Annotated in this window: 31 protein-coding genes; 23 read left to right on the top strand and 8 right to left on the bottom strand. The window is 42.1% G+C overall.

What is annotated here, in order from left to right; translation table 11 throughout:
- The 3 genes from N667_RS19505 to N667_RS0112085 all read left to right on the top strand — a co-directional run.
- Positions 1-234, top strand: a 234-nt coding sequence (locus N667_RS19505) for a zinc ribbon domain-containing protein (RefSeq protein ID WP_156936126.1), incomplete at its 5' end; no start/stop codon positions are given.
- A gap of 267 nt (positions 235-501) precedes the next feature.
- Positions 502-1188, top strand: coding sequence for a zinc metallopeptidase (locus tag N667_RS0112080; protein WP_027409815.1), 687 nt, complete (start codon positions 502-504; stop codon positions 1186-1188).
- A gap of 59 nt (positions 1189-1247) precedes the next feature.
- Positions 1248-2594, top strand: coding sequence for a hemolysin family protein (locus N667_RS0112085; RefSeq protein ID WP_027409816.1), 1347 nt, complete (start codon positions 1248-1250; stop codon positions 2592-2594).
- Positions 2595-2635: 41 nt separating this feature from the next.
- On the opposite strand, the gene N667_RS0112090 is transcribed toward N667_RS0112085, so the two are convergent.
- Positions 2636-3541, bottom strand: a complete 906-nt coding sequence (locus N667_RS0112090; RefSeq protein ID WP_027409817.1) for an RluA family pseudouridine synthase — start codon at positions 3539-3541, stop codon at positions 2636-2638.
- Positions 3542-3695: 154 nt separating this feature from the next.
- Between N667_RS0112090 and N667_RS0112095 the strand changes: the two genes are divergently transcribed.
- Complete coding sequence (locus N667_RS0112095; protein WP_027409818.1) at positions 3696-4088, top strand: YhcU family protein; 393 nt, start codon at positions 3696-3698, stop codon at positions 4086-4088.
- 26 nt (positions 4089-4114) lie between these two features.
- Here N667_RS0112095 and N667_RS0112100 read toward each other — a convergent pair whose 3' ends face one another.
- Complete coding sequence (locus N667_RS0112100) at positions 4115-4579, bottom strand: thioredoxin family protein (protein ID WP_027409819.1); 465 nt, start codon at positions 4577-4579, stop codon at positions 4115-4117.
- Positions 4576-5016 (bottom strand): disulfide oxidoreductase, encoded by a 441-nt coding sequence (locus N667_RS0112105; RefSeq protein WP_027409820.1) that lies wholly within the window; start codon positions 5014-5016, stop codon positions 4576-4578. Before N667_RS0112105 ends, N667_RS0112100 begins: the two co-directional genes overlap by 4 nt.
- Positions 5017-5162: 146 nt before the next feature.
- Here N667_RS0112105 and N667_RS0112110 point away from each other — a divergent pair, with 146 nt between their 5' ends.
- The 8 genes from N667_RS0112110 (at position 5163) to N667_RS0112145 (ending at position 14091) form a co-directional block, all read left to right on the top strand.
- Positions 5163-6845: a glycoside hydrolase family 13 protein gene (locus N667_RS0112110; RefSeq protein WP_027409821.1), complete on the top strand. Its 1683-nt coding sequence runs from the start codon at positions 5163-5165 to the stop codon at positions 6843-6845.
- 128 nt (positions 6846-6973) lie between these two features.
- Positions 6974-7414, top strand: coding sequence for a CBS domain-containing protein (locus tag N667_RS0112115; RefSeq protein WP_027409822.1), 441 nt, complete (start codon positions 6974-6976; stop codon positions 7412-7414).
- A gap of 379 nt (positions 7415-7793) precedes the next feature.
- Positions 7794-9545 carry a phospho-sugar mutase gene (locus N667_RS0112120; RefSeq protein ID WP_027409823.1) on the top strand — a complete coding sequence of 584 codons (1752 nt, stop codon included), beginning with the start codon at positions 7794-7796 and terminating at the stop codon, positions 9543-9545.
- 132 nt (positions 9546-9677) lie between these two features.
- Positions 9678-10400 (top strand): SDR family oxidoreductase, encoded by a 723-nt coding sequence (locus N667_RS0112125; RefSeq protein ID WP_027409824.1) that lies wholly within the window; start codon positions 9678-9680, stop codon positions 10398-10400.
- Positions 10401-10466: 66 nt separating this feature from the next.
- Positions 10467-11603 carry a GAF domain-containing sensor histidine kinase gene (locus tag N667_RS0112130; RefSeq protein WP_027409825.1) on the top strand — a complete coding sequence of 379 codons (1137 nt, stop codon included), beginning with the start codon at positions 10467-10469 and terminating at the stop codon, positions 11601-11603.
- Positions 11600-12238, top strand: coding sequence for a response regulator (locus tag N667_RS0112135; RefSeq protein ID WP_027409826.1), 639 nt, complete (start codon positions 11600-11602; stop codon positions 12236-12238). The genes N667_RS0112130 and N667_RS0112135 overlap by 4 nt, the downstream gene beginning before the upstream one ends.
- A gap of 112 nt (positions 12239-12350) precedes the next feature.
- Positions 12351-12881: an NADPH-dependent FMN reductase gene (locus N667_RS0112140; protein ID WP_027409827.1), complete on the top strand. Its 531-nt coding sequence runs from the start codon at positions 12351-12353 to the stop codon at positions 12879-12881.
- A complete protein-coding gene (locus tag N667_RS0112145) occupies positions 12874-14091 on the top strand; it encodes an MFS transporter (RefSeq protein WP_027409828.1) in 1218 nt (405 codons plus the stop codon). Before N667_RS0112140 ends, N667_RS0112145 begins: the two co-directional genes overlap by 8 nt.
- Positions 14092-14123: 32 nt before the next feature.
- On the opposite strand, the gene N667_RS0112150 is transcribed toward N667_RS0112145, so the two are convergent.
- On the bottom strand, positions 14124-14372 hold the full coding sequence (locus tag N667_RS0112150) for a YhdB family protein (protein WP_027409829.1): 249 nt from the start codon (positions 14370-14372) through the stop codon (positions 14124-14126).
- Positions 14373-14555: 183 nt separating this feature from the next.
- Between N667_RS0112150 and N667_RS0112155 the strand changes: the two genes are divergently transcribed.
- Entirely contained in the window at positions 14556-14795 is a 240-nt protein-coding gene (locus N667_RS0112155; RefSeq protein ID WP_027409830.1) for a hypothetical protein, read from the top strand.
- A 52-nt stretch (positions 14796-14847) separates the two neighbouring features.
- On the opposite strand, the gene N667_RS0112160 is transcribed toward N667_RS0112155, so the two are convergent.
- From N667_RS0112160 to N667_RS20210, 3 genes are all read right to left on the bottom strand, one after another.
- A complete protein-coding gene (locus N667_RS0112160; RefSeq protein ID WP_027409831.1) occupies positions 14848-15453 on the bottom strand; it encodes a DedA family protein in 606 nt (201 codons plus the stop codon).
- A gap of 143 nt (positions 15454-15596) precedes the next feature.
- Positions 15597-16055, bottom strand: coding sequence for a ferritin family protein (locus tag N667_RS18680; RefSeq protein ID WP_035098867.1), 459 nt, complete (start codon positions 16053-16055; stop codon positions 15597-15599).
- Positions 16056-16108: 53 nt separating this feature from the next.
- The gene (locus N667_RS20210; protein ID WP_232223967.1) at positions 16109-16222 is read right to left on the bottom strand and encodes a DUF6254 family protein; all 114 of its coding nucleotides are present in this window, start codon (positions 16220-16222) and stop codon (positions 16109-16111) included.
- 108 nt (positions 16223-16330) lie between these two features.
- On the opposite strand from N667_RS20210, the gene N667_RS0112175 reads away from it, so the two are divergent.
- The 3 genes from N667_RS0112175 (at position 16331) to N667_RS19150 (ending at position 17922) form a co-directional block, all read left to right on the top strand.
- On the top strand, positions 16331-16510 hold the full coding sequence (locus N667_RS0112175; protein ID WP_027409832.1) for a small acid-soluble spore protein H: 180 nt from the start codon (positions 16331-16333) through the stop codon (positions 16508-16510).
- Between the two features lie 345 nt (positions 16511-16855).
- On the top strand, positions 16856-17203 hold the full coding sequence (locus tag N667_RS18685) for a hypothetical protein (protein ID WP_035098872.1): 348 nt from the start codon (positions 16856-16858) through the stop codon (positions 17201-17203).
- Positions 17158-17922, top strand: a complete 765-nt coding sequence (locus N667_RS19150; protein ID WP_156936127.1) for a hypothetical protein — start codon at positions 17158-17160, stop codon at positions 17920-17922. Before N667_RS18685 ends, N667_RS19150 begins: the two co-directional genes overlap by 46 nt.
- Before the next feature lie 84 nt (positions 17923-18006).
- On the opposite strand, the gene N667_RS20215 is transcribed toward N667_RS19150, so the two are convergent.
- Positions 18007-18192, bottom strand: a complete 186-nt coding sequence (locus tag N667_RS20215) for a hypothetical protein (RefSeq protein WP_156936128.1) — start codon at positions 18190-18192, stop codon at positions 18007-18009.
- 70 nt (positions 18193-18262) lie between these two features.
- On the opposite strand from N667_RS20215, the gene N667_RS19155 reads away from it, so the two are divergent.
- The 7 genes from N667_RS19155 to N667_RS18700 all read left to right on the top strand — a co-directional run bounded on the left by N667_RS19155 (position 18263) and on the right by N667_RS18700 (position 23434).
- Positions 18263-18787, top strand: coding sequence for a DNA/RNA non-specific endonuclease (locus tag N667_RS19155; protein ID WP_084279191.1), 525 nt, complete (start codon positions 18263-18265; stop codon positions 18785-18787).
- A 1-nt stretch (position 18788) separates the two neighbouring features.
- Positions 18789-19199 carry an immunity protein YezG family protein gene (locus tag N667_RS0112190; protein WP_027409833.1) on the top strand — a complete coding sequence of 137 codons (411 nt, stop codon included), beginning with the start codon at positions 18789-18791 and terminating at the stop codon, positions 19197-19199.
- A gap of 241 nt (positions 19200-19440) precedes the next feature.
- Positions 19441-19863 (top strand): BlaI/MecI/CopY family transcriptional regulator, encoded by a 423-nt coding sequence (locus N667_RS0112195; protein WP_035098874.1) that lies wholly within the window; start codon positions 19441-19443, stop codon positions 19861-19863.
- On the top strand, positions 19860-20738 hold the full coding sequence (locus N667_RS0112200; RefSeq protein ID WP_027409835.1) for a M56 family metallopeptidase: 879 nt from the start codon (positions 19860-19862) through the stop codon (positions 20736-20738). The genes N667_RS0112195 and N667_RS0112200 overlap by 4 nt, the downstream gene beginning before the upstream one ends.
- An 18-nt stretch (positions 20739-20756) precedes the next feature.
- Positions 20757-21608 carry a hypothetical protein gene (locus N667_RS0112205; protein ID WP_027409836.1) on the top strand — a complete coding sequence of 284 codons (852 nt, stop codon included), beginning with the start codon at positions 20757-20759 and terminating at the stop codon, positions 21606-21608.
- 108 nt (positions 21609-21716) lie between these two features.
- On the top strand, positions 21717-23135 hold the full coding sequence (locus tag N667_RS0112210; RefSeq protein WP_027409837.1) for a SpoVR family protein: 1419 nt from the start codon (positions 21717-21719) through the stop codon (positions 23133-23135).
- Between the two features lie 113 nt (positions 23136-23248).
- Positions 23249-23434 carry a hypothetical protein gene (locus tag N667_RS18700; protein ID WP_051530046.1) on the top strand — a complete coding sequence of 62 codons (186 nt, stop codon included), beginning with the start codon at positions 23249-23251 and terminating at the stop codon, positions 23432-23434.
- Positions 23435-23485 lie beyond the last annotated feature (51 nt).

Here is a 23485-nt window from a genome sequence, read left to right on the forward strand (position 1 = left end):
CAGTTTCGCACCATGTTGGAGTACAAAGCGAAATGGTACGGGAAACAAGTGGTGACCATATCGAGAACATTTGCTTCTTCCCAACTCTGTTCGTGCTGTGGCTACCAACACAAAGACGTGAAACATCTGAGCCTTCGTGAATGGAGATGCCCATCTTGTGGAACCCATCACGATCGGGATCAGAACGCGAGTATCAATATTCTAAAAGAAGGACTGCGCTTGTTGTCGTGTTAGACAACGGAACCGTTGGGACGACGGGGATCGCCTACTAAGAGAACCGAAGGAGGCTTCGGTGTTCGTAGGAATCTCCCACTTTGAAACAAAGTGAAAGTGGGAGTAGTTCAATAGCCATAAAAAGGTATTTGTAGTATGTATTCACTTTTCGCATACTAATGGATAAGAGGGCTTTATTTGACGGGAAAACGATCGGTAAAGTAAAATAATTATTAGTATAAACATATTTTCAAATATGTTATACGACAATTAACGGAGGGTTTGTGAATGTTTTTTCATCCGATGGATTTTTTAATTATTATTGCGTTCGGCATTTCCTTATGGGCGCAATTTAAGGTGTCGGGAAATTTCGAAAAGTGGTCGAAAGTGTCGGCATCTTCCGGACTGACAGGTGCGGAAGTAGCGAGAATGATTTTAGACCGCAACGGACTTTACCATGTCCCTGTGGAAGTAGTGCCGGGAAGATTAACCGATCATTATGACCCGATTTCGCGGACTGTGCGTTTATCAGAACCAGTTTACTATGGCCGTTCGATCGCTTCGATTTCAGTGGCGGCACATGAAGTGGGGCATGCTGTGCAGCACAAACAATCATACGGGGCATTAGTGCTTCGCCACCGCATGTTTCCAATCGTTAATTTCACGTCGGGAGCTGCACCGATTTTGTTGTTGGTAGGATTTATTCTTCAGCAACTTTCGCTTATTGGCCTTGGCATTATTTTCTTTTCATTTGCGGTCGCGTTTCAATTAATTACGCTTCCTGTGGAATTTAACGCAAGTTCAAGAGCGAAAAAATTTATGCTTGCTGAAGGCATCATTTACCGCGATGAAGAACGCGGCGTGAATAAAGTGCTCGGAGCAGCCGCGCTGACCTATGTCGCAGCCGCGCTCATTTCTGTGCTCGAATTGACAAAATATATCCTTATTTTTGCACAAAGCAGCGATGAAGATTAAAATACAATCCGTTTTGTAGGAGGTGTAATCCGCATGCGAACTACGCATGCGGAAACCAATTGGACATATTTAGTTTATTGATTGTAGCATTATTAATTGCAATTACAGGCTTTTTCGTCGCCTCAGAATTTGCCATTGTCAAAGTGCGCGCCTCAAGAATTGACCAACTAATTGGTGAGGGAAATCGGCGGGCTTTGGCTGCGAAAAGAGTCATTTCAAATCTTGACGAGTATCTATCGGCTAACCAGCTGGGGATTACAATTACATCTTTAGGATTAGGTTGGTTAGGGGAGCCAACGGTTGAGAGAATGCTCTTTCCACTGTTTGAGCGATTGAATTTATCCGAATCTCTTGCTCATGTGTTGTCATTTGTCATTGCCTTTGCGAGCATCACGTTTTTACATGTGGTTGTTGGAGAATTGGCGCCGAAGACGCTTGCGATTCAAAAAGCCGAAGCAATTACACTATTTACAGCCAAACCGCTGATTTTATTTTATCGGATCATGTATCCATTTATTTGGCTGCTAAATACATCCGCTCGTATAGTAACTAGCCTGTTTGGTCTAAAACCCGCTTCAGAACACGAACTGGCTCATTCCCAGGAAGAGTTGCGGCTCATTTTATCAGAGAGCTATAAAAGTGGGGAAATTAATCAGTCTGAGTATAAATACGTCAACAACATTTTTCGCTTTGACGATCGGGTAGCTAAAGAAATTATGGTGCCCCGCAAAGAAATTGTGGCGCTTGATATCAATCATTCTGTAAAAGAAAATTTGGAGATCATTAAAGAAGAAAAATATACACGCTATCCGGTGATTGATGGGGACAAGGATCATGTTCTTGGTTTGATTAACGTCAAAGAAGTATTTACTGATCTCGTGACCAATCGATCTGAAGAAAAAGAGTTGAAAGATTATATTCGCCCGATTATTCAAGTGATTGAATCGATTGCGATTCATGATTTGCTAGTAAAAATGCAAAAAGAACGGATTCATATGGCTATTTTAGTTGACGAATATGGCGGTACATCCGGGCTTGTGACCGTCGAGGATATTCTCGAAGAAATCGTTGGTGAAATCCAAGACGAGTTCGATATTGATGAGACGCCGATGATTCAAAAAATTGACGATACGCGTACTATGATCGATGGAAAAGTGCTCATTAGCGAAATAAATGATTTATTTGGCCTGTCAATTGACGATAGTGACGTCGACACGATCGGTGGTTGGATTTTGACGGAGCATTACGATATTAAAGTAGGGGAATGTATAGACGTTGATGGCTATTCTTTAAAAGTTCTTGAGATGGATGGACATCATGTGAAGACAATCGAAGCAACGAAAAAAGAGCCGTACGGAGAAAATAAGACGGTGAATGAAGATGAAGGGGCGCAGTTCCATTATTGATATTGAAAACGGACAAGGCAGTTATTCAACTGCCTTGTTTTTTATTGCCAAAGAGCACCCGGAAACCACCCGTCTCTGCAAGGAGCAATGCATGTAATCGGCTCGCGCGTAAACGGATGCGGGAAGGTAAGCTTGAGTGCATGAAGCGCCTGTCTTGACCATTGCCCTAGGCTTCCCCCATATAAAACATCGCCGACTAAAGGATGGCCAATGTAGCTCATATGAACACGAATTTGATGTGTACGCCCCGTATCTAATGTCAGTTCGACAAGCGATGTTTGCTCTTTATGATAGGTGTCAAGCACCCGATAGTGGGTCACAGCGGCCATTCCTGTTTGCGACACTCTTCTTCTCGTTGGATGGTGGCGATCACGCCCTATTGGCGCTTCAATTGTCCCGCTTTTTTTCTTTAAGATGCCATGCACAAGGGCAACATACGTCCGTTTGATTTGCCGCTGTTCTAGCATACGATCTAATATGGCTCCCGCTAGCGCATGTTTGGCAAATAAAATGGCTCCCGATGTGTCTCGATCTAGGCGGTGGATGTGCCGCGCTTTTGTGAAGATCCCTTCCGTTTGAAGATATAATGTAACCGCATTTGCTAGCGTATCTGTTTGCTGGGGATCCGTTGGATGGACATCAACTCCAGGTTCTTTGTTGATGACAAGGAGATGCTCATCCTCCCATAAAATTTCGAGTTCCCGATAATTTGGTTGAATGTCTGTTTGTTCCGGTTTGTATAGCCATAATTGCAGGCGATCATTTGGGTGGAGAGGCGTTTGCCACGAAACCATTTGACCGTTTAGTTTGACGCCCTTTTCCATTCGAAGTTGGTGCAGCCATTTCTTCGGAGCGCCCCAAGTCATTTTTAATAAAGACTCGATCGTTTGTCCTTGCCATTCGGAAGGAACGGTAAATTCGAGCCATTCTCCTTTTTTAGCCGTCAACACGCTATTTCACCTTCATTTTTCAGTAAATTTTTCAGCGACGGTGGAAAGAATTTCTACCGCCATCGATTTATAAGGTATGATAAACTCATAGTATCGCTGAATGATGATGTAATGCAAGAAGAGAATGATTGCCGAAAAGGGGTATGGAGCATTGAGAATTGTATATGCAGCCACCAAAGAGCAGGAGGAATATATCGAGAATTTAATCCGTTATTTTTATAGCCATGTATTTCCTCGCTATTTTGATGATGATCAAATTAAGCAATTTGAATATTTACAAGTTCTATCTTTGTCGAATAATGATTATAATGGCACAATGCGGGAAGCGCTGCAAATGATTTCATCGTTGCAATCGTTGCTTACAATTATCGAATGCATAGAAGTAAATGGAGTGAATGAAGAATATCGGCACATGTTTGAGCGGAATGTCCGGTTGCTTGAGCAACATGGGATTCTATTTCCTTTTACGATTGACCAGTTTCAAAAGAAGCGTCCATTTATTTTTAGTATGTATTCTCCACCGTCAAATGATTGGGTCATGTAAAAAGGACTCTTTCATGAGAGCCCTTTTTACTTAATAGATTCAAACCAATCACGAAAAACGTTTTTCTCACGGTATCCATCAATCCGTTTCACTTCTTTTCCGTTTTCAAAATGGACAATGGTCGGTGTTCCATCGATATGGTACTTGTCCCAACCATCTTCAAACTCAAGCAAGTTGAACAGTTTTAAATCAATTCCCATTTTTTTTGCCATCGGAACGACAATCGGTGTTGTTCTTTTACAATGCGGACAAGTAGGGCTATAAAAATAGACAGTGACCGTTTCGTGATTGGCAAGTTTTTTTGCTAATTCATCCGGCAAAATGATATTTTTATAGTTAGGATCGTCCAACTGAGCAACGGTCGCCGGATTTAACTCCGCTTTTTTGTAAGGATTGTTGGCTGCTTTTTCTTTTTGTTGATAAGACGTGATCCAAGAGATGGCTAAAAACAAAGCGATAATAACGGTTCCGAAAATAATGATTTTCTTCAACTGCGATTCCCTTCCTTTAACGTCTTCATAATAAGAACGCTTAATATACTAATCATACAGAAAGCCGTTAATGCGAGAAACGGAATAGTAATAAACCCAAGCCAATTAATGTAATCGCCTGTGCATGGAATACGTCCGCAAGCAATCGCATGCTCTTGAAAGAAAGGCACTTTTTGCAACAAATAGTGATAAAGAGAGATCATTCCGCCGATAATCGATAGGACTAAACTATAGCGCGCGATTTCATACTCTTTGCGGATGGCTGCCAATCCTAAAATAATGACTTGCGGATACATAAAAATGCGCTGAAACCAGCAAAGGTCGCATGGAATGAATTTCATGATTTCAGAAAAATAAAGGCTCCCCAATGTAGCTATGAGAGAGACACCCCATGCACCGAGCAACAAGTTCTCAAGCTTCTTTTCTGTTCCTGCCATAAATAGCTACTCCCTAAAATATTATTGTTATTATTACTCATTATAGTTGAGGGGAAGAATTTTGTAAAATTTATAGGCATGTATGGTAGATTGTAGTAAAATATAAATGTGAAATCGTTTTCATATAAAATGATAGGAGTGAAATCATGGAGCGCAAGTGGTGGAAAGAGGCGGTTGTGTATCAAATTTACCCGCGTAGTTTTAAGGATGCTAACGGCGATGGAATTGGCGACCTCCGCGGCATTATTTCGAAGCTGGATTATTTGAAAGAGTTGGGCATCGATGTCGTGTGGCTTTCTCCTGTTTATCAATCGCCAAATGACGATAATGGCTACGATATTAGCGACTACCGGGCGATTATGGATGAGTTTGGAACGATGGAAGATTGGGAAGAACTGCTTGCGGAAATGCATAAGCGCGGCATTAAGCTAGTGATGGACTTGGTTGTCAACCACACATCCGATGAGCATCCATGGTTTATCGAATCAAGAAAATCGAAAGACAATCCTTACCGTGATTACTATATTTGGCGCCCCGGAAAAGATGGAAAAGAGCCGAACAATTGGGAGGCGTGTTTTAGCGGTTCAGTATGGGAGTATGACGAAGCGACCGGTGAATATTATTTGCATCTATTCTCGAAAAAGCAACCGGATTTGAACTGGGAAAACCCGAAAGTGCGTCAAGAAGTATATGATATGATGAGGTTTTGGCTTGAAAAAGGCGTTGATGGATTTCGCATGGATGTTATTAATATGATCTCGAAAGTGCCAGGATTGCCGGATGGAGAAGTGCAAGAAGGCAAAAAATATGCGTCAGGTTCCCGCTATTTTATGAATGGTCCGCGCGTGCACGAGTTTTTGCAAGAGATGAATCGGGAAGTGTTGTCCCGTTACGATATTATGACTGTTGGTGAAACACCAGGGGTGACGCCAAAAGAAGGCATTTTATACACAGATCCGTCCCGCAATGAACTCAATATGGTGTTTCAATTCGAGCACGTCGATTTAGATTCAGGGCCGGGTGGAAAATGGGACATTCAGCCGTGGACGTTGGCTGATTTGAAAAAGACGATGACGAAATGGCAGAAGGAATTGGAAGGAAAAGGATGGAACAGCCTTTATTTAAATAACCATGACCAACCTCGAGCGGTATCACGATTTGGAGATGACAGCCAATATCGCGTCGAATCTGCAAAAATGCTCGGCACATTTCTTCATATGATGCAAGGAACGCCGTACATTTATCAAGGGGAAGAACTCGGTATGACCAATGTAAAATTCCCTTCAATTGATGATTATCGCGATATTGAAACGTTGAATATGTATAAAGAGCAGGTTGAGGAGTATGGTGAGAATCCGCAAAGGATATTGGAAAAAATTTATTATAAAGGCCGTGACAACGCTCGCACGCCGATGCAGTGGGACGACAGCGAACATGCCGGATTTACGACGGGAACCCCATGGATTCAAGTCAATCCGAATTATAAAGAAATTAACGCCAAAGCAGCGATGGACGATCCAAATTCTGTTTTCCACTATTACAAAAAACTGATTCAGCTTCGCAAGCAGCATGACATCATTGTGTATGGAACATATGACTTAATTTTAGAAGATGATCCATTGATTTATGCTTATACGCGCACGCTTGGAAACGAAAAATTAGTGGTAATTACAAACTTTTCAAGCGAGACACCAATTTTCCGCCTTCCGAAGGAGATTGTATACAATACAAAAGAACTGCTTATTAGCAACTACAATGTCCATGAAAACGAAGATCTCCGCGAAATCCGCTTGCGCCCATGGGAAGCGCGCGTTTATAAAATACAATAAGTGTGCTCATTGGCGATCTTGATATAGATCGCCTTTTTATTTTTTTACCGGCAAATTGAAATATGCAAACATTATTTTCTATATATATGTCCGCAAAAAATGGTGAAAATAATCGGTGAAAGGAGAGGATGACATTGAATAAACAAACTGTTGAAAGCATTATGACGACAAACGTGGCGACTATTTCTCCAAACCAGACTGTTCAGGAAGCAGCTCAGTTGATGAGCCAAAAAAATATCGGTGCTCTTCCAGTAGTCGAAAATGGTCAAGTAAGAGGAATGATTACTGACCGTGACATTACGCTTCGGACAACAGCAGAAGGAAAAAATGCTTCTGTTCCAGTTTCGCAAATCATGTCGACAAACATTGTGACAGGAACACCAAATATGAGTGTTCAGGAAGCAGCAAATGTCATGGCACAGCATCAAATTCGCCGCCTTCCAATCGTCGAAAACAATCAGCTCCGCGGTATTGTGGCTTTAGGTGATATTGCGACAAATCACCAATATGATCAAGCTGCGGAACAAGCGCTTACAAACATTTCTGAACCTTCTCAACCACAAGCTTAACAAAAGAGGCTGTTCTAAAGGGTCGTTCAATCGATCTTTTGGGGACAGCCTCTTTCTTTTTCTATTTACGATCCTTGAAATACGAGTTCCCCTTAATTCTCCGCTTTGCTGCAGAATAAGAGAGCGAATTGGCGAATAGCAGCAACACAATGCACTTGACAAATCATTGAATTTATGAAACATTTGTGTTTGCTTTTATTTATTATTCTTTAAGCGGCATATGACGAAAGGGAATCAACGCTTACGAATTTCGACATATTGGAGTTTTCAGCATGATTTGATAGTCAATAATCTAACTTTTGCTTTTTTGATGAAAAGGAATATTGTACCATAGCGGCGAATACAGAAAATAAGGGAATCTAATTTGGAGGGATACACATTGAATTGGAGAGAGAAGTACGAACAATGGATGGCATATGAACATTTGGATGCAGAAATAAAGATGATGCTTCAGCAAAAAAACGATGATGATAAATGGTTAGAGGATTGTTTTTACAAAAATTTAGAATTCGGTACAGGAGGCATGCGAGGGGAAATCGGCCCCGGCACGAACCGGATGAACATATATACGGTGCGCAAAGCGTCAGAAGGATTAGCGCGATACATAGAATCATTTGGTGAAGAGGCGAAAAAGCAAGGGGTTGTAATCGCTTACGATTCGCGGCATAAATCGCCTGAATTTGCGATGGAGGCAGCTAAAACGCTTGCTACTCACGGGATTCAAACGTATGTGTTTAACGAGCTGCGCCCAACACCGGAGCTTTCGTTTGCTGTTCGTTATTTAAATGCGTTTTCCGGCATTGTCGTCACTGCAAGCCACAACCCTCCTGAATATAACGGTTATAAAGTATACGGTCGAGACGGTGGACAACTTCCTCCAGACACTGCGGATGAGGTCATTCGTTATGTCAATGGGGTAGAAAATGAACTGGAGATTGAAGTAGAGGAAGAAATGACCCTAAAACAGCAAGGGCTCATTCAAATAATTGGTGAAGAGGTAGATCGTGCGTATATTGAAAAATTAAAGACCATTTCGCTCAATCCGCAACTTTCGAAAGAAGTGGATGTAAAAGTTGTGTTTACACCGCTTCATGGAACGGCTAATAAACCAGTGCGGCGCGCTCTTGAGGCGCTTGGTTACAAGCATGTAAAGATTGTTAAAGAACAAGAATTGCCTGACCCGAACTTTTCAACGGTGAAGTCGCCTAATCCGGAAGAACACGCTGCGTTTGAACGAGCCATTCAACTAGGTAAAGAAATTGATGCGGATTTGCTCATCGCTACTGACCCGGATGCGGATCGTCTTGGGATTGCAGTAAAAAATGAAGACGGTGAATATGTAGTATTAACTGGAAACCAAACCGGGGGGTTATTGCTTCATTATATCCTCTCGCAAAAGAAGGAAAAAGGAATCCTTCCAGACAACGGGGTTATGCTCAAAACAATTGTCACGTCGGAATTTGGCCATGATATTGCTGCCTCATTCGGTGTTGATACGGTCAATACGTTAACAGGCTTTAAATTTATTGGCGAAAAAATTAAAGAGTACGAACAAACGGGACAATATAAATTCCAATTTGGGTATGAAGAAAGCTACGGTTATTTAATTGGAGATTTCGCGCGCGACAAGGACGCGATTCAGGCGGCTGTATTGGCGGTAGAAGTATGTGCTTTTTACAAAAAACAAGGCATGTCATTGTATGAAGGTCTAATGCAGTTATTTGACCAGTACGGTTACTATCGCGAAGGATTGCAGTCGCTAACACTTAAAGGAAAAGAAGGGGCGGAACAAATTCAATCGCTTCTTGCGGCGTTCCGTAAACAGCCACCAATCGAAATGGCAGGCAAAAAAATCGTCATGATCGAAGATTACAAAACAAGCGAGCGGGTGGATACTGTCACTGGCGAGAAGACGATCATTACTCTTCCAAAATCAAATGTATTAAAATATGTTTTAGAAGATGGCTCATGGTTTTGCCTTCGCCCGTCCGGCACGGAACCGAAAGCAAAAGTATATTTCGGAGTTAAAGGCCGTTCTTTAACAGAGAGTAAAACTCAGCTAGAACAGCTATCTGAAGCGGTCATGAAGCGCGTTCATGCATGCTTAAATGCGACAGCCCAACGCTTTTAAAAACAAACACCGTAGTCGCTTGTTTCTGAATGCAATGACATGTCGTTTCATCTATGAATAAATGCATAGAAAGTTAAAGAACCCCTTATTCTTCATGTAGTCAAGTTGTATTTTGCAGAAAGGATGTTTATCGTGCTAAAGGATCAAGTAGCAATTATAACAGGTGCTTCACGCGGAATCGGAAAAGAAATCGCTTTTCAACTCGCTGAACAAGGCGTTAAGCTGGCGCTTGTAGGAAGTTCGGCAGATATCCACCAAACGGGCTCGGAATTAAAACAACGAGGATTTCAACATGTAGAAACATTTCAAGCTGATGTAGCGAATGAACAACAGATGAATGAAGTAGTGGCGCAGACGCTTGAATCATTTGGTCAGATCGATATACTTGTAAATAATGCGGGTATCGGCTTTTTTAAGCCGGTTGATGAAACATCGATCGAAGAGTGGAAAAAAGTGTTCGAAGTGAACGTCCAAGGGGTATTTATCGGAGCGAAGGCGGTATTGCCACATATGAAGGAGCGCAAATCGGGAACGATTATTACGATTTCGTCAGATGTAGGGCGCTATACCATTCCTAACGGCGCTGCTTATACGGCGACAAAATATGCCGTTCAAGGCTTTTCTGGCTCTCTTGCGCAAGAAGTAAGAGAATATGGCATCCGCGTTGGCACCATTAATCCAGGCATGGTGGACACATATTTCGCTAACTCGGTGCAAGGCGCTCCGGAAAAACAAAATTGGCTAAGGGTCGATGACATTGCCAAAGCGGTCGTTTATATGGCGAGCGCTCCGAAACATATGCTCATTGACGAAATTGTCCTTCATCCTCTTATTCAAACGTATCCGATTGCATAATATAAGAAAAAGGCAATGCCGTTTTCGGCGTTGTCTTTTTCTATATGGATTAGGAAGGAGAACTTTATGCCTAACGAGAAAGCACATATTCATGAGCTGCGAACGTTAAAGACGATTGCCGAAACGTTAAACGAAGCCAATGATCTACAAGAAATGTTACATACTGTTTTAAAACAACTGATGGATGTCACAGGACTAGAATGCGGCTGGATCTTTTTGATTGACGAAAAAGGAGCCTATTCTTTAGCGGCCGATTATGAATTACCTCCAGCTTTGATGCGGGAAAACAAAAAGCCGATGTGCGAGGGCGATTGCTGGTGCATAGACCGTTACCATGACGGACGGCTGCAGCGTGCAGCGAATATTATTGAATGCAAACGATTAGAAGATGCCATTGCTGAAAAATGGGGAGAGACAAAAGGGATTACCCATCATGCAACGATTCCTTTGCGCGCAGGTGAAGAGAAATTTGGGCTATTAAATGTGGCATCGCCTCATAAAAATTATTTTTCAGACGAAGAACTCGCTCTATTGGAATCGGTCGCTTACCAAATCGGCACTGCGATTAAACGCATCAAACTTGTTGAAAATGAACAGAAACTTGCCTTATTGGCGGAGCGAAACCGACTAGCGCGCGATTTGCACGATTCGGTCAGCCAACTGCTTTTTTCATTGCTTTTAACAGCGCGCGGGGCAAAAGAAATGGCAACAGAAGACAACATAAAAGGAGCGCTAAGCGATATGCAACAGCTAGCGCAAGAGGCGCTTCATGAGATGCGCGCGCTCATCTGGCAGCTGCGTCCGCAAGGTTTAGAAAACGGGGTTGCCAGCGCTTTAATGAACTATGGCAAAATGCTCGGTTTAAGCGTTAAGGTTGATATTAAAGGAGTGCTTGATCTACCGAGCGATGTGGAAGAGTGTTTATGGCGAGTCGGGCAGGAAGCGCTAAACAACTGCAAAAAGCATGCGGGCGTTTCCGATGTGGCCATTCTGATTTCGGCGCAAAAAGAGCGGGTGAGATTGAAAATTAGCGACAAAGGATACGGATTTCATTATACAGGCGAAGAAACATTGTCGCTTGGATTAAAAAGTATGAAGGAACGAATTGAGACAGTCGGCGGCATATTCAGCGTTAAAAGCGCCATTGGAAAAGGAACGACAGTAGAAGTATCGATTCCGTTAAGGAAGGGGAGGAAGGTATGAGCATTAAAGTGTTAATTGTCGATGATCACCATGTAGTGAGAAGAGGGTTGATGTTTTTTTTAAAAACGCAGAAAGATATTCAAATTATCGGTGAGGCAACAAACGGCGAAGAAGCGGTACGACTTGTCAATGAGCGTCGACCTGATGTTGTTATTATGGACCTCGTCATGCCTGTGATGGATGGAGTGGAGGCAACCAAAAAAATTAAGGAAACATCGCCCGATACGAAAGTTCTCATTTTAACAAGTTTCTCTGATCAAGATCATGTCATCCCGGCCATTCGTGCTGGCGCCTCTGGATACCAATTAAAAGATATTGAACCTGATCAGCTTGTTGCAGTGATTCGCTCCATACATCGGGGAGAAAGCCAGCTCCATCCAAAGGTCGCTTCCCATGTGATGACCCATTTATATCAAGGCGAAAAAAAGGAAGAACAATTGCTAGAGGAGCTGACAAAAAGGGAGAAGGAAGTGTTAGCTGAAATCGCTAAAGGAAAAAGCAATAAAGAAATCGCTGCTTCTTTGATGATTACAGAAAAAACGGTAAAGACACATGTATCGAATATTTTAGCTAAATTGAACCTTGCCGATCGCACGCAAGCAGCCCTCTATGCAGTTAAACATCTCGGACTTTAGTCGTAGGTTTGTTTCTGGCTATTTACGTAGGAAAAATCAGTTTTTTTGTCGATTTGTAAACAGTTTGTGTGGCTTACACTATAAATAGAACAATGAACGAGGAGAGATAAAAATGAAAATGGTCGTCATTAATGGAAGTCCGCGTAAATCAGGGAGAACGGGAATTGTTGCTAGATATATCGCAGCTAAGTATAGTGCCGCGTTAATTGATTTAAGCGATCAACCATTGCCGCTTTACAATGGAGAAGAAAGCCAAGGGTTTTTGCCGGCGGTTCAGCATTTGCGCCAACTGATTCAACAAGCTGACGGGGTGATCCTTTGTTCTCCCGAGTATCATAATGCAATGAGCGGCGCTTTAAAAAATGCGCTTGATTTTCTAGGCAGCAGCCAATTTGAGCACAAACCAGTCGCATTGATTGCCGTCGGCGGCGGTGGAAAGGGCGGTATTAACGCTCTGAACAATATGCGCACTGTTATGCGCGGTGTGTACGCCAACGCCATTCCGAGACAGTTGGTGTTGGAGCCATCGAGTTTTGCTGAAGGGAACGTAACCGTAGAGACAGCCGAGCAGGTTGACGCGGTGATAGCAGAATTAAAGCGCTATATGAATGCGGCGAAATGGCTGAAAACGCAACATGAATAGCCTTTATCGGGATCATCGGTTGCACAAGTTATTAATTGCCAACACGCTGTCATCGGTTGGCACAGGAATCACGATGACCGCCGTTCCTTGGCTAATGATCCAAAAGAATGGCGGTGAAACAATATTAGGATATATAACAACGATTATGACAGTTATAATGTTTGTGCTTACTCCATATATCGGTATGTGGATCGACCGCTTTTCCCGAAAATCTATTCTGCTTTTTGGAGAAGCAATTGGATTAACGATTACTGCTTTGTTTGTTTTTATAGGAATGATAGGAGAGTATCAAATATGGCATTTAACGATACTGTTTGCGAGCGGTTCATTGTATTACTTTCTTTTTTATCCGACTTTATTTGCCTTTAATCAAGAATTGTTTAGCCGTAAACAGTACAAGGCGCTAAATGGCGTTATGGAAATTCAAGGGCAGCTGGCAACCGTTGTGTCCGGAGGAATGGCGAGCGTGATGATCGAAAAGATACCGTTCGTCTGGATTTTATCGTTTGATATGCTGACTTATATAGCGGCATTTTTATGCATCCTTCTCATTCCGTACGAACGCTCAGTTAGGAGAGAGAGCCATGTTTCATTTAAGGAGAAGATGTTAGAAGGATATCGGTACATGAAGCAACGTCCATCATTATTTTGGTTTTTTCTTGCTTCCTTGATGCCGTTTATCACGGTCATGATGACGAATTATCTTCATCCGATCTATATTGCTGATGTACTGAAAGAAGATGGATCGGTCTATGGGATTCAAAGCATGGTGTACGGACTCGGAGCGGCTTTGGCGGGATTTGTAGTGCCGATCTTAATGAAACGGATGAGCACAGAGGCAACGGTCGTGTTAAATGTAGGCATTTGTGCATTTGCCATCAGCATGTTCCTTCTGTTTGAACAAACGAGCATTTTTTATATATTAGTGGTGCTGACGGCATTCGGCAACGCAGGGGCTAGAGTTGCGCGCAGTTCGTTGATGATGGAGAGAATTCCGAATGATAAAATTGGCCGAGTGGACAGTTTGTTCCGCACGTTAGGGTTTATGATCCGTTCACTGTTGATAAGTGTGTTTACAGGAGCGGTTTCGGCGCAGCACATTCTTTTTCCATATGCGGTATTAAGTGTGCTATTAGTCGTTTCGACATTGATTGTGCTAAAGTTCTCTTCGTTTATGAAAAAAGAACACAATATATCAGGTACATTGTAAAAGGAAGGGGGAAATCCCTTCCTTTTTTGTCTTTAGTAATATGCAGGTTCGGCTTCAGTTTCTAAATCGCTTGTTTCTAAAGCGTGGTCAATATAACGCAATAGCGCAGTAAGCCGCCGCTCGATTACCGAATAATCATGCTCAAAATTATAGGCGTGAAGGAAATGCTCAATTTTTTTTGAAAGTAAATCGTCTTGAGTGCGTACCATTAAAATAAGGAGATTATCCCACTCAGACCGGTGTGTATAATACAATGCTCGATCGTAATCAATTGTGTTCAATGTTCTTTCCTCCTTCATTGAGGAGTCATTGTTAGTTTATGAAAGGCCGTGTATTTCTTGCGCTGTAAATGTTACGCGATTAGCCAAAAAATAAATTATAAACGAAAATGGGTTAAATGTGCGAATGAAAATGTTGCAATTTTGTGACAAAAATATTATCCTTAAAGAAAGGGGATGATAAGGATGAATGCACGGCACGAAGGTAAAGCAATTACACAAATGTGCAAAATGATTGCTTCTGTTGGATTGATTGTTGGATTTTCTTTATTTTTGCTGAGCTTCATCGCAGACGGTTACAACAAAGACTTTTTCTTAACGATCATTAGTTTAGGGATTATGGGAGCCTCGATGTTTATGTTTGGTTTTGGAACATTTATGGGGATTTTAACAGATACTTTTCAAAAAGCAGAAACGAATTCTTAGATGCGGCTTTTTCTAATTATAAAAGGTGTCCTTAATGGGACACCTTTTCATTTCATTGGACGCGCTCTTTTTTTGTCCGATAATAGTAAATAGCCCCTCCTATTATTACAAACAAAACAATCAATAAAACGAGGTATGTACTATAGTGTTCGACATAATGTTTAATTATTTTCCAGTCATTACCTAATTTCTGCCCGAGCGTAATAAACGTAAATACCCAAAAAAAGGCGCCGCTGTAAGCATAGAGAGCGAATTTTTTGAAGCGATATTCGTTGATTCCGGCAAGAAATGCGGACACGTGCCTGACACCAGGAATAAAATAGCCAATAAACAAAACGAATGGCCCCATTTTCGAGAAAAGGATTTTTGTTTGTTCAATTCGTTTTTCCGTAATATGAATCTTCGGTCCAAATTTATGTAAAAAAGGGAGACCTAAACGGATGCCTAGATAATAGCTAATGGAAATGCCCAAAAGCGCCCCGATTAGGCTGCATAACAACGCGAGAGAATATGACATCATTGCTGTGGAAACGTTATATCCGGTATATGTTAATAGCACTTCATCGGGAACAGGAAGCCCAATAATTCCGCCTGCTAAAGCAATCATGATGCCAATATAGCCAAAATGTTCAATAAAGTGATGCAAATGCTGCTCCATTTAACCACCGCACTTTGATTTTCAAGTTAAGCTTCTCCCCCATTATAAACGATTTATTGGGTCAAAAGAAATAGCTTCATAAGCCTTTAAAATAAGAACAGGAAATGGTGAATGCCCTTTACAAGAAGCTGGCGCTTGAGGCGTCAGCTTCTTGGTTGTTCAAGGGCTAAAATGGAAAAACGAAGCGCATGTTCGATCTCATCTGTCATCGCCCGGAAGAAAACATCGCGAACCTTCATGTCTTTCGTCGATAAATAAACGTTCCGGTAACTTTCATATGCTTCGAATTCATCTTCTCTCGCTATCTTCAACCCTTCAGCAAACGATGAGAACGTTTTTTGTTCCGCTTGATAAACAGGCTGAGCCCCAAACAATGAAGTATATAGGTTGATAAATTGCCGCAGGTGAGTTTGTTCATCCTCAAGAGCGTGGGCGATGTAGGAACGTTCTTCGTTTGTTCTGGCCATCTGCATAAGCTGGTTATAAAACTGGATTGCCGTCGCTTCTCCTTTGATGGCGTTCAACAAATCGCTCGCTAACTTTCGAATGCTGCCTGGCTTCGCTTGTTCGCGGTTGTAATGTGGATATGGGTAATAGTACATGAGTTCTTTCCTCCTTCCGATTTATGATATGTGCGGAGGAAAGAACGAGTGTATTATTTTTCTTCTTTTCCCAGTTGTTCGAAGGATGGCGTTTTTCCGTGCGGCGGGTTTTGTGCTTGCTTCCGCACCGTCCATTGCCGTTCCTTTTGCCGTTTTGATTGCGTCATCGAGATCACCTCCTTGTATGATGTTATTTTTGATGTTTTCCATATGCATATTCATTGAGCCAATAGCAAATATTATAATCGTTACCAATCGAAAAGGAGGACATCGTGATGGACGTAAGACGAGCGCGAGAAATCGCCGCTTCTCCAGTTATGGCTAATGTCACTTACAACGGCGAGCGCATTTATATTGAACAAGTGGATGAACAAAGCGAAATGGCGGTTATTTATCCGCTAGGAAATCCAAGCAATAAGCAACGAGTGGCCGTATCAAGCCTGCAGGAACGTTAAAAACCCCCATTATTTCAAAAACACCACATGGATGTGGTGTTTTTTTCATTCTGTGCCACTGAGATCACCGCAATGGAAAGATTCGCATCTCTTCGCTTGTGCTGTTTCAGTTATATTTAGATTTTGATGAGCAAAGAACCGCTTTTGGAAATACATTCGGCAATGTTGATCGTAATGTAAAGGAGGAAAAATCGTACATGTTCAAGTATTTTTAGATGGAAAGAGAGGATAAGGTGTAGAAAATTTTTTGTAAAATTTTTAAATAATTGTATAAAAAAACTATAAAACCTACCGATATATCATGGTGAGAGAATCAATTTGATATAAGAGGTAGGTGGGATGAATATGTCTTTTTTTAAGTCCATAGGCAAAATGGTGAACAAGGCGAGTCACTATGTAGAGAAAAAAGTGGAAAGCACAGCCAAACACGTGACCAGTGACTTGAAAAAGGCAGAGAAGACCGTGCATCAAGCGGTACATAAAGTTGAAAAGAGAGTCGAACACGCGGCGAAAGAAGTAAAGAGAGATGTGGTGCACATCAGCCACAAAGCGAAAGAAGCGTTTCATCAAGCAGAAAAGAAAGCAGAACAAGTGGTCAAACATGCAACGCACAATGTGAAAAAGCCGAGAAGGCCGTGCATCAAGCGGTGCATAGGGTTGAAAAGAGAGTTGAACACGCGGCCAAAGAAGTAAAGAGAGATGTGGTGCACATCAGCCACAAAGCGAAAGAAGCGTTTCGTCAAGCAGAAAAGAAAGCAGAACAAGTGGTCAAACATGCAACGCACAATGTGAAAAAAGCCGAGAAGGTCGTGCATCAAGCGGTGCATAAGGTTGAAAAGAGAGTTGAACACGCGGCCAAAGAAGTAGTGAAAGATGCGGTGCATATCGGCCATAAAGCAAAGGAAGTATTTCAGCATGCAGAAAAGAAAGCGGAACAAGCTGTACAGCATGTGGCTCACGATGTAAAAAAAGCCGAGAAGGCGATCCATCAAGCGGCTCATCAAATGGAGCACAAAATCGGACAAGAAATCAAAACTTTGGAGAAAACCGCTTATCGTGGCGCACACAAAATAGAACAGAAAGCAGAGCATATCGCGAAACAGACCGTTCATGATATAATACATGCAGGACAAAAAGTCGAACAAACGGCTCGGCAAATAGCGAAGAACGCAGAAAAATCATGGCATGGATTTACGAAACATCCCATTGAAAGCACAGTGGAGTTTGTGAGAGGAGCGGGAGATGCGGCTTTACAAGACGTGACATACAATATGGCACACCGTCCTTATAACAGTCCGCATCCTGTCGCCTACGAATGGGGACAAATGACGGGACACGCTGTATCGACTGTAGCCGGGGCAATCGAAACAGCCGGGTTCACCGCTTTAGGACCCACCACTAGATATATATAGCCTTGTTTGCTATTTTGTTTTCGAGAGTCTACACAAAATATATCAAAACTTCCGCATCTCAGTTGTATTTCGAGGTTCACGCTGTCATAATAGCCCCCTTGTCGCCCATGGATTGGGACAAATGACGGGACACGCTGTATCGACTGTAGCCGGGGCAATCGAAACAGTCGGGTTCACCGCTTTAGAAGCAGGCGGCATCGCCCTTAGCAGCACGGGAGTAGGAGCGGCGGTCGGAGCCCCAGCCACTGCCATCGCTGTTGCCGGAGCCACTCATGGAGCCACTTTAGCGACAACAGGAAGCTCCCACTTCGTCCAACACGCGAAAGAACTGTACCAGCGAATGAGCCGGAGCGAAGGGGTTTCTGAAAAAGCGTCTAAGGAAATAGAGAATGTTAAATATGGTGAACAATATACAAGGGTTAATTGTAAAAAAACCTTAAAGCCAAATGTAGAGTACACAACAAAAGAAGGATATAGATATACCACTGATGATAGGGGACGTATTTCTAGTGTTGAAGCTAAATTAGAGTTAGGAAAAGCCAACCGAAATTCGTACGCTCAAAAAGTAGTAGGAAGGGAAGATAGACTACCAAATGATGAAGGTGGTCATTTAATAGCAAGTATATTTAAAGGGTCTGGCGATATTGATAACTTAGTACCTATGAATGCTACACTAAATAGGAGTGAGTATAAAACTCTAGAGAATACATGGAAAAAAGCTTTAGAAGAGGGGAAAGAGGTAATGATTAAAGTGAAGCCTATATATGAGGGGCAATCGGTTAGACCGAAAGAATTTAAAATCGACTACTCCATAAATGGTAAAAAATATTCGGAGAGACTAATTAACTATTCAGGAGGTAAGTAAGATGGAAACGTATAAAATGGAATATATATACCAACAAATTGCAGATATATTAGTTAATATGATTCCTGAGGCATGGAGAAAAATCCTGTTATACGCCGAATTTAGAGAAGGCTATAAAAAAATTTTTTTCTATTATTATCCAGAAGAAGAAGGAGAGCCGGTATATAGCCTTGATATAGCAGATTTATTTAATGTCGATGAGAATGAATTTGATAGGTTAGAAAATGAATTGTATAGCTGTTTTTCTAGATTAAGAGAAGAATTCAAAGAACAAGAGCAAGAACCATGGACGAATTTAACTTACATTTTGGATAACACAGGCCGAATGAAAATCAACTATGGATATGACGATCTTTCAGAAATGAGTCCCGTGGAAAAACAAGAAAAGTGGGAAAATGAATATTTAAATTAATTTGCAGAAGCATCGGAAATGTAGTAACTATTCTTGACGATTAGTCCTAGAAAGCATACGAATGCGGTCACATGGCTAGAATAGAATTTCTGTCAAAGTGCGCACACCCGGATTTTTGTTCCGGGCTTTTTTCTTTGCGTTGATGTTGCCTAGCTATTTTATATTTGACTTTTTTAATTTTAAAACTACAATATGTAGTATAAACTACACACTGTAGTTTTGATGTAGGGAGGAGAATATAGTGACGAAAATCAATCATTTTAAAATCAATGAGGAAGGTTTGGAACGTTTCTTTGGAGCGCTGGAAGCAAAAATTATGAACTACATTTGGGCATCGGGGGAAGTCACCGCCAAAGACGTGCAGCAGCACATCAGCCTAGAAAAGCCGATTTCGGCGAATGCGGTGATGACGGTGATGAATAGGCTCGTCGATAAAGGGCATCTTCACAAAGAAACGAGAGGGCGAATTTCGTATTTTACTGCGGTGCAAACGAAAGAGCAATTTTTATCCGAACAAACGAAATCGGTCACTTACGGTTTAATTGAGGAGTTTGGCGGATTGGCGGTAGCGCATATGGTTGATGCGATTCGCGATTTAGATCCGTCCTTACTGCAAAAGCTGGAGGAGAAATTAAACGAGGCGAAAAGAAGGAATAGATCATGAGTTTGAAAAACAAGTCGAGAGCGGCATTGATAGTGATTTTTCTATTTGGAGCATTTACGCTCGCAGAAATGGCGATATTTCTATTCCATCATCTCCACAGGATTATACGAGATTGGTTTATCCCTGATCATTTCATGGCGGTGGACGGTGGCATTTTCGTTCTTGGCACGGTGATCAGTGCATTTTTTATCTTTGTATTTGTCAAAACGGTTTGGCTCATTGCAAAGCAGATTCGGCTTTCTAGTAAATGGTATACAACATTTTTATTGCTAAAGGATGAGATCAGCACTGAAAGCCTCAACGTAAAATATCCAGAATTCAATAATCGAATTTTAGTGATAGAAAGTAGCGAGTTTATCGCGCTGACGATCGGATTTATCAAGCCAAAAATCGTGATATCCACGTTTGTCGCGAAACGTTTTTCAGATGAGGAGCTACGTGCCATATTGCTTCACGAACAATTTCATTTGCTGCATCGGGACCCACTTAAACTCATGCTTGTTAAGATAGTTTCGGATCAAGTCGGTTATGTTCCGCTGCTCAAGCGTCTAGCCCAATATTATAACATTTCGCGCGAGCTGCTTGCAGACGGCTATGCAATGAGAAGAGGGAAGAATAACACTGCGATCGGTGCGGTATTGTTAAAAGTAGCGAAAATGGGGGAAGGCGGATCATTTAGCGAAGGGGCTGCGCATTTTGCCCAGTCTTCCATTAATTATCGTATTTTGCAAATGATCGATCCCAATAAGTCTATTTCGATTCCTATTGTTACAAAAAAGTCATTTGTCCTTTCAGTCGTTTTGTTATTGATTAATTTTTATGCTTTTGCAGCATGTTTCGCAGACCAAACATTTTGCCACAAATTTTTGATGTAGAAAGGATGGAAGCGGAGAATGAAAAAAGGAATCATGTTAGCCTTTTTAACCACTTTGCTGGCAGTAAGCGGGTGCGGCAAGACGAATAGTAGCCATGAACATCAACATATGAACCACGAAAACATGGAACAAAGTACAAATCATGAAGGAATGCATCATGAAACAGAAGGAACAAAAAATGTAGTTACACAAATCGCTTGGAAATTTGCGGATACATCTTTAAAAAGCCACGAACCGACGAAATTAACCATTCAAGTGAGCGATAAAGGCGGAAAGCCTATTCAAAATTTTGAGATTCAGCATGAAAAGCTAATGCATCTTATTGTAGTCAGTGAAGATTTATCTTATTTTGAGCACTTGCATCCTGAATACAAAGGGAACGGATCGTTTACAACTGCCATTACCTTTCCTTCCGGGGGAAAATATAAGCTGTATGCCGATTATGTTCCAAAAGGAGGAAGCAAAGTCGTCAAAAATTACACGGTTGAAGTTCAAGGGGCAAAGGCGAAAACTGTAGCGCTGAAGCCGGATAAAAATTTAACAAAAGTGGTAGCAGGCAAGGAAATCACATTATCTTTTGACAAGTTGAAAGCGGGGCGTGAGGCGACGCTGACATTTCATTTTAAAGATAAAAAGACGGGCAAGTCGATTACGAATTTACAGCCGTACTTGGGCGCTGTCGGACATGTTGTTATTATTCGCGAGCATAGTTACGACTACTTGCATGTTCATCCAATGGACGAGCAAGCAAAAGGCCCTGATGCTGTGTTTATGGTTCAATTCCCGAAGAACGGCATTTATCAAATTTGGGCACAGTTTCAACACGAAGGCAATGTGATCACTGTTCCTTTTACGGTGAAAGTATCGTAAATGCTATGCTCTCCCCTTGAGCTCTTTGCCTCATAAACGAGCCGTTAGCACGTATCAAATCCCCTTTTCTTTCATACATTGAGGTAAGAGGAAAAGGGGGGAATGTGAATGAAACCGGATGATTTAAAGGCGCTGGAGCGTGCGATCGCGGAGATTACGGAAATTGCTGAAGGGTTTGGGTTGGACTTTTATCCAATGCGCTATGAGATTTGTCCCGCCGACATCATCTATACGTTCGGTGCATACGGCATGCCGACGAGATTTTCCCATTGGAGCTTTGGGAAGCAGTTTTATAAAATGAAGCTTCAATATGATCTAGGTTTAAGTAAAATTTATGAGCTTGTCATTAATTCGGATCCGTGCTATGCGTTCTTATTGGATTCGAATTCATTAATTCAAAATAAGCTGATTGTGGCCCATGTGTTAGCACATAGCGACTTTTTCAAAAACAATGTTCGTTTCAGCAACACGAAGCGCGATATGGTGGAAAGCATGGCGGCGACGGCGGAGCGGGTTAAACATTATGAGCATCAATACGGCAAGTTGGAAGTGGAAAAATTTTTAGATGCGGTGCTTGCGATTCAGGAGCATATCGACCCGTCATTGCTTCGGCCGAAGTTGTCGTGGACGCTTGAAGACACGGAAGCGTACGAAGAGGAAGAGCCAGCGAAACCAACTCCGTATGACGATTTATGGACGCTTGATAAACAGAACAAGTCGACGACGCCGCCGCGCAAAAAACGGCGGAAGTTCCCGCCGCAGCCGGAGAAGGATATACTATTGTTCATCGAAGAGTACAGCCGTGAACTCGAAGATTGGCAACGCGATATTTTAACGATGATGCGCGAAGAAATGCTCTATTTTTGGCCGCAGCTTGAAACAAAAATCATGAACGAAGGCTGGGCTTCGTATTGGCATCAGCGCATTTTACGGGAGATGGATTTGACGAGCGACGAGGCGATTGAGTTCGCGAAGCTGAATGCAGGCGTCGTGCAGCCGTCGCGCACAAGCATTAATCCATATTATTTAGGTCTGAAAATCTTTGAAGATATTGAAGAACGGTGGAACAATCCGACGGAAGAGATGAAGCGGGCAGGCGTTAAGCCGGGCTCGGGCCGGGAGAAAATTTTCGAAGTGAGGGAACTAGATTCTGATATTTCGTTCCTTCGCAATTACTTAACGAAAGAACTTGTGATGCGCGAAGACATGTACTTGTTCCAAAAACAAGGAAAAGACTACAAAATTGTCGATAAAGATTGGGAGCATATCCGCGATCAACTTGTCAGCATGCGCGTCAATGGCGGCTTTCCATATATTACCGTCAATGACGGGGACTACATGCGAAACGGCGAACTGTATTTGAAACATTGGTACGAAGGCATTGAACTCGACCTCAAATATTTAGAAAAAGTGCTTCCATACATTCACCAACTATGGGGGCGCACCGTCCACATGGAAACGGTCATCGAAAACAAGCCGGTACTGTTCACATACGATGGCAAAACGGTGCATCGGAAGTATATATAAAAAGGGCTGCTGATTATTAGCAGCTCTTTTTATATATCGATGACACTCATGAAACTTTGGGTATTGTTATTTATCTCGGAAAATTGCTTCCGGCTTTTTGGAGAACGAATGAAGTGACACATGTGTTTTACACGGAGGAAGTGCAGCGCAAAGCGGAGCAACAGCTTGAAGCACACGAGAACATTCGCATCATCAAAATGAGGGTGCAAGATTGCCTTGAGAAAATCGAAAACAACGAAATCCACGATTCTGAACTTTGCTTTGCCGTGCTGCATGCGATGTTGAAAGGATATGTATGAAAAAACTCAGTTTCACAAAAACTAGGCAACTTTTTCAAAACGCTTTCGTCT

Origin of the sequence: Anoxybacillus tepidamans PS2 (assembly GCF_000620165.1) — a bacterium.
GTDB classification, from domain to species: domain Bacteria; phylum Bacillota; class Bacilli; order Bacillales; family Anoxybacillaceae; genus Anoxybacteroides; species Anoxybacteroides tepidamans_A.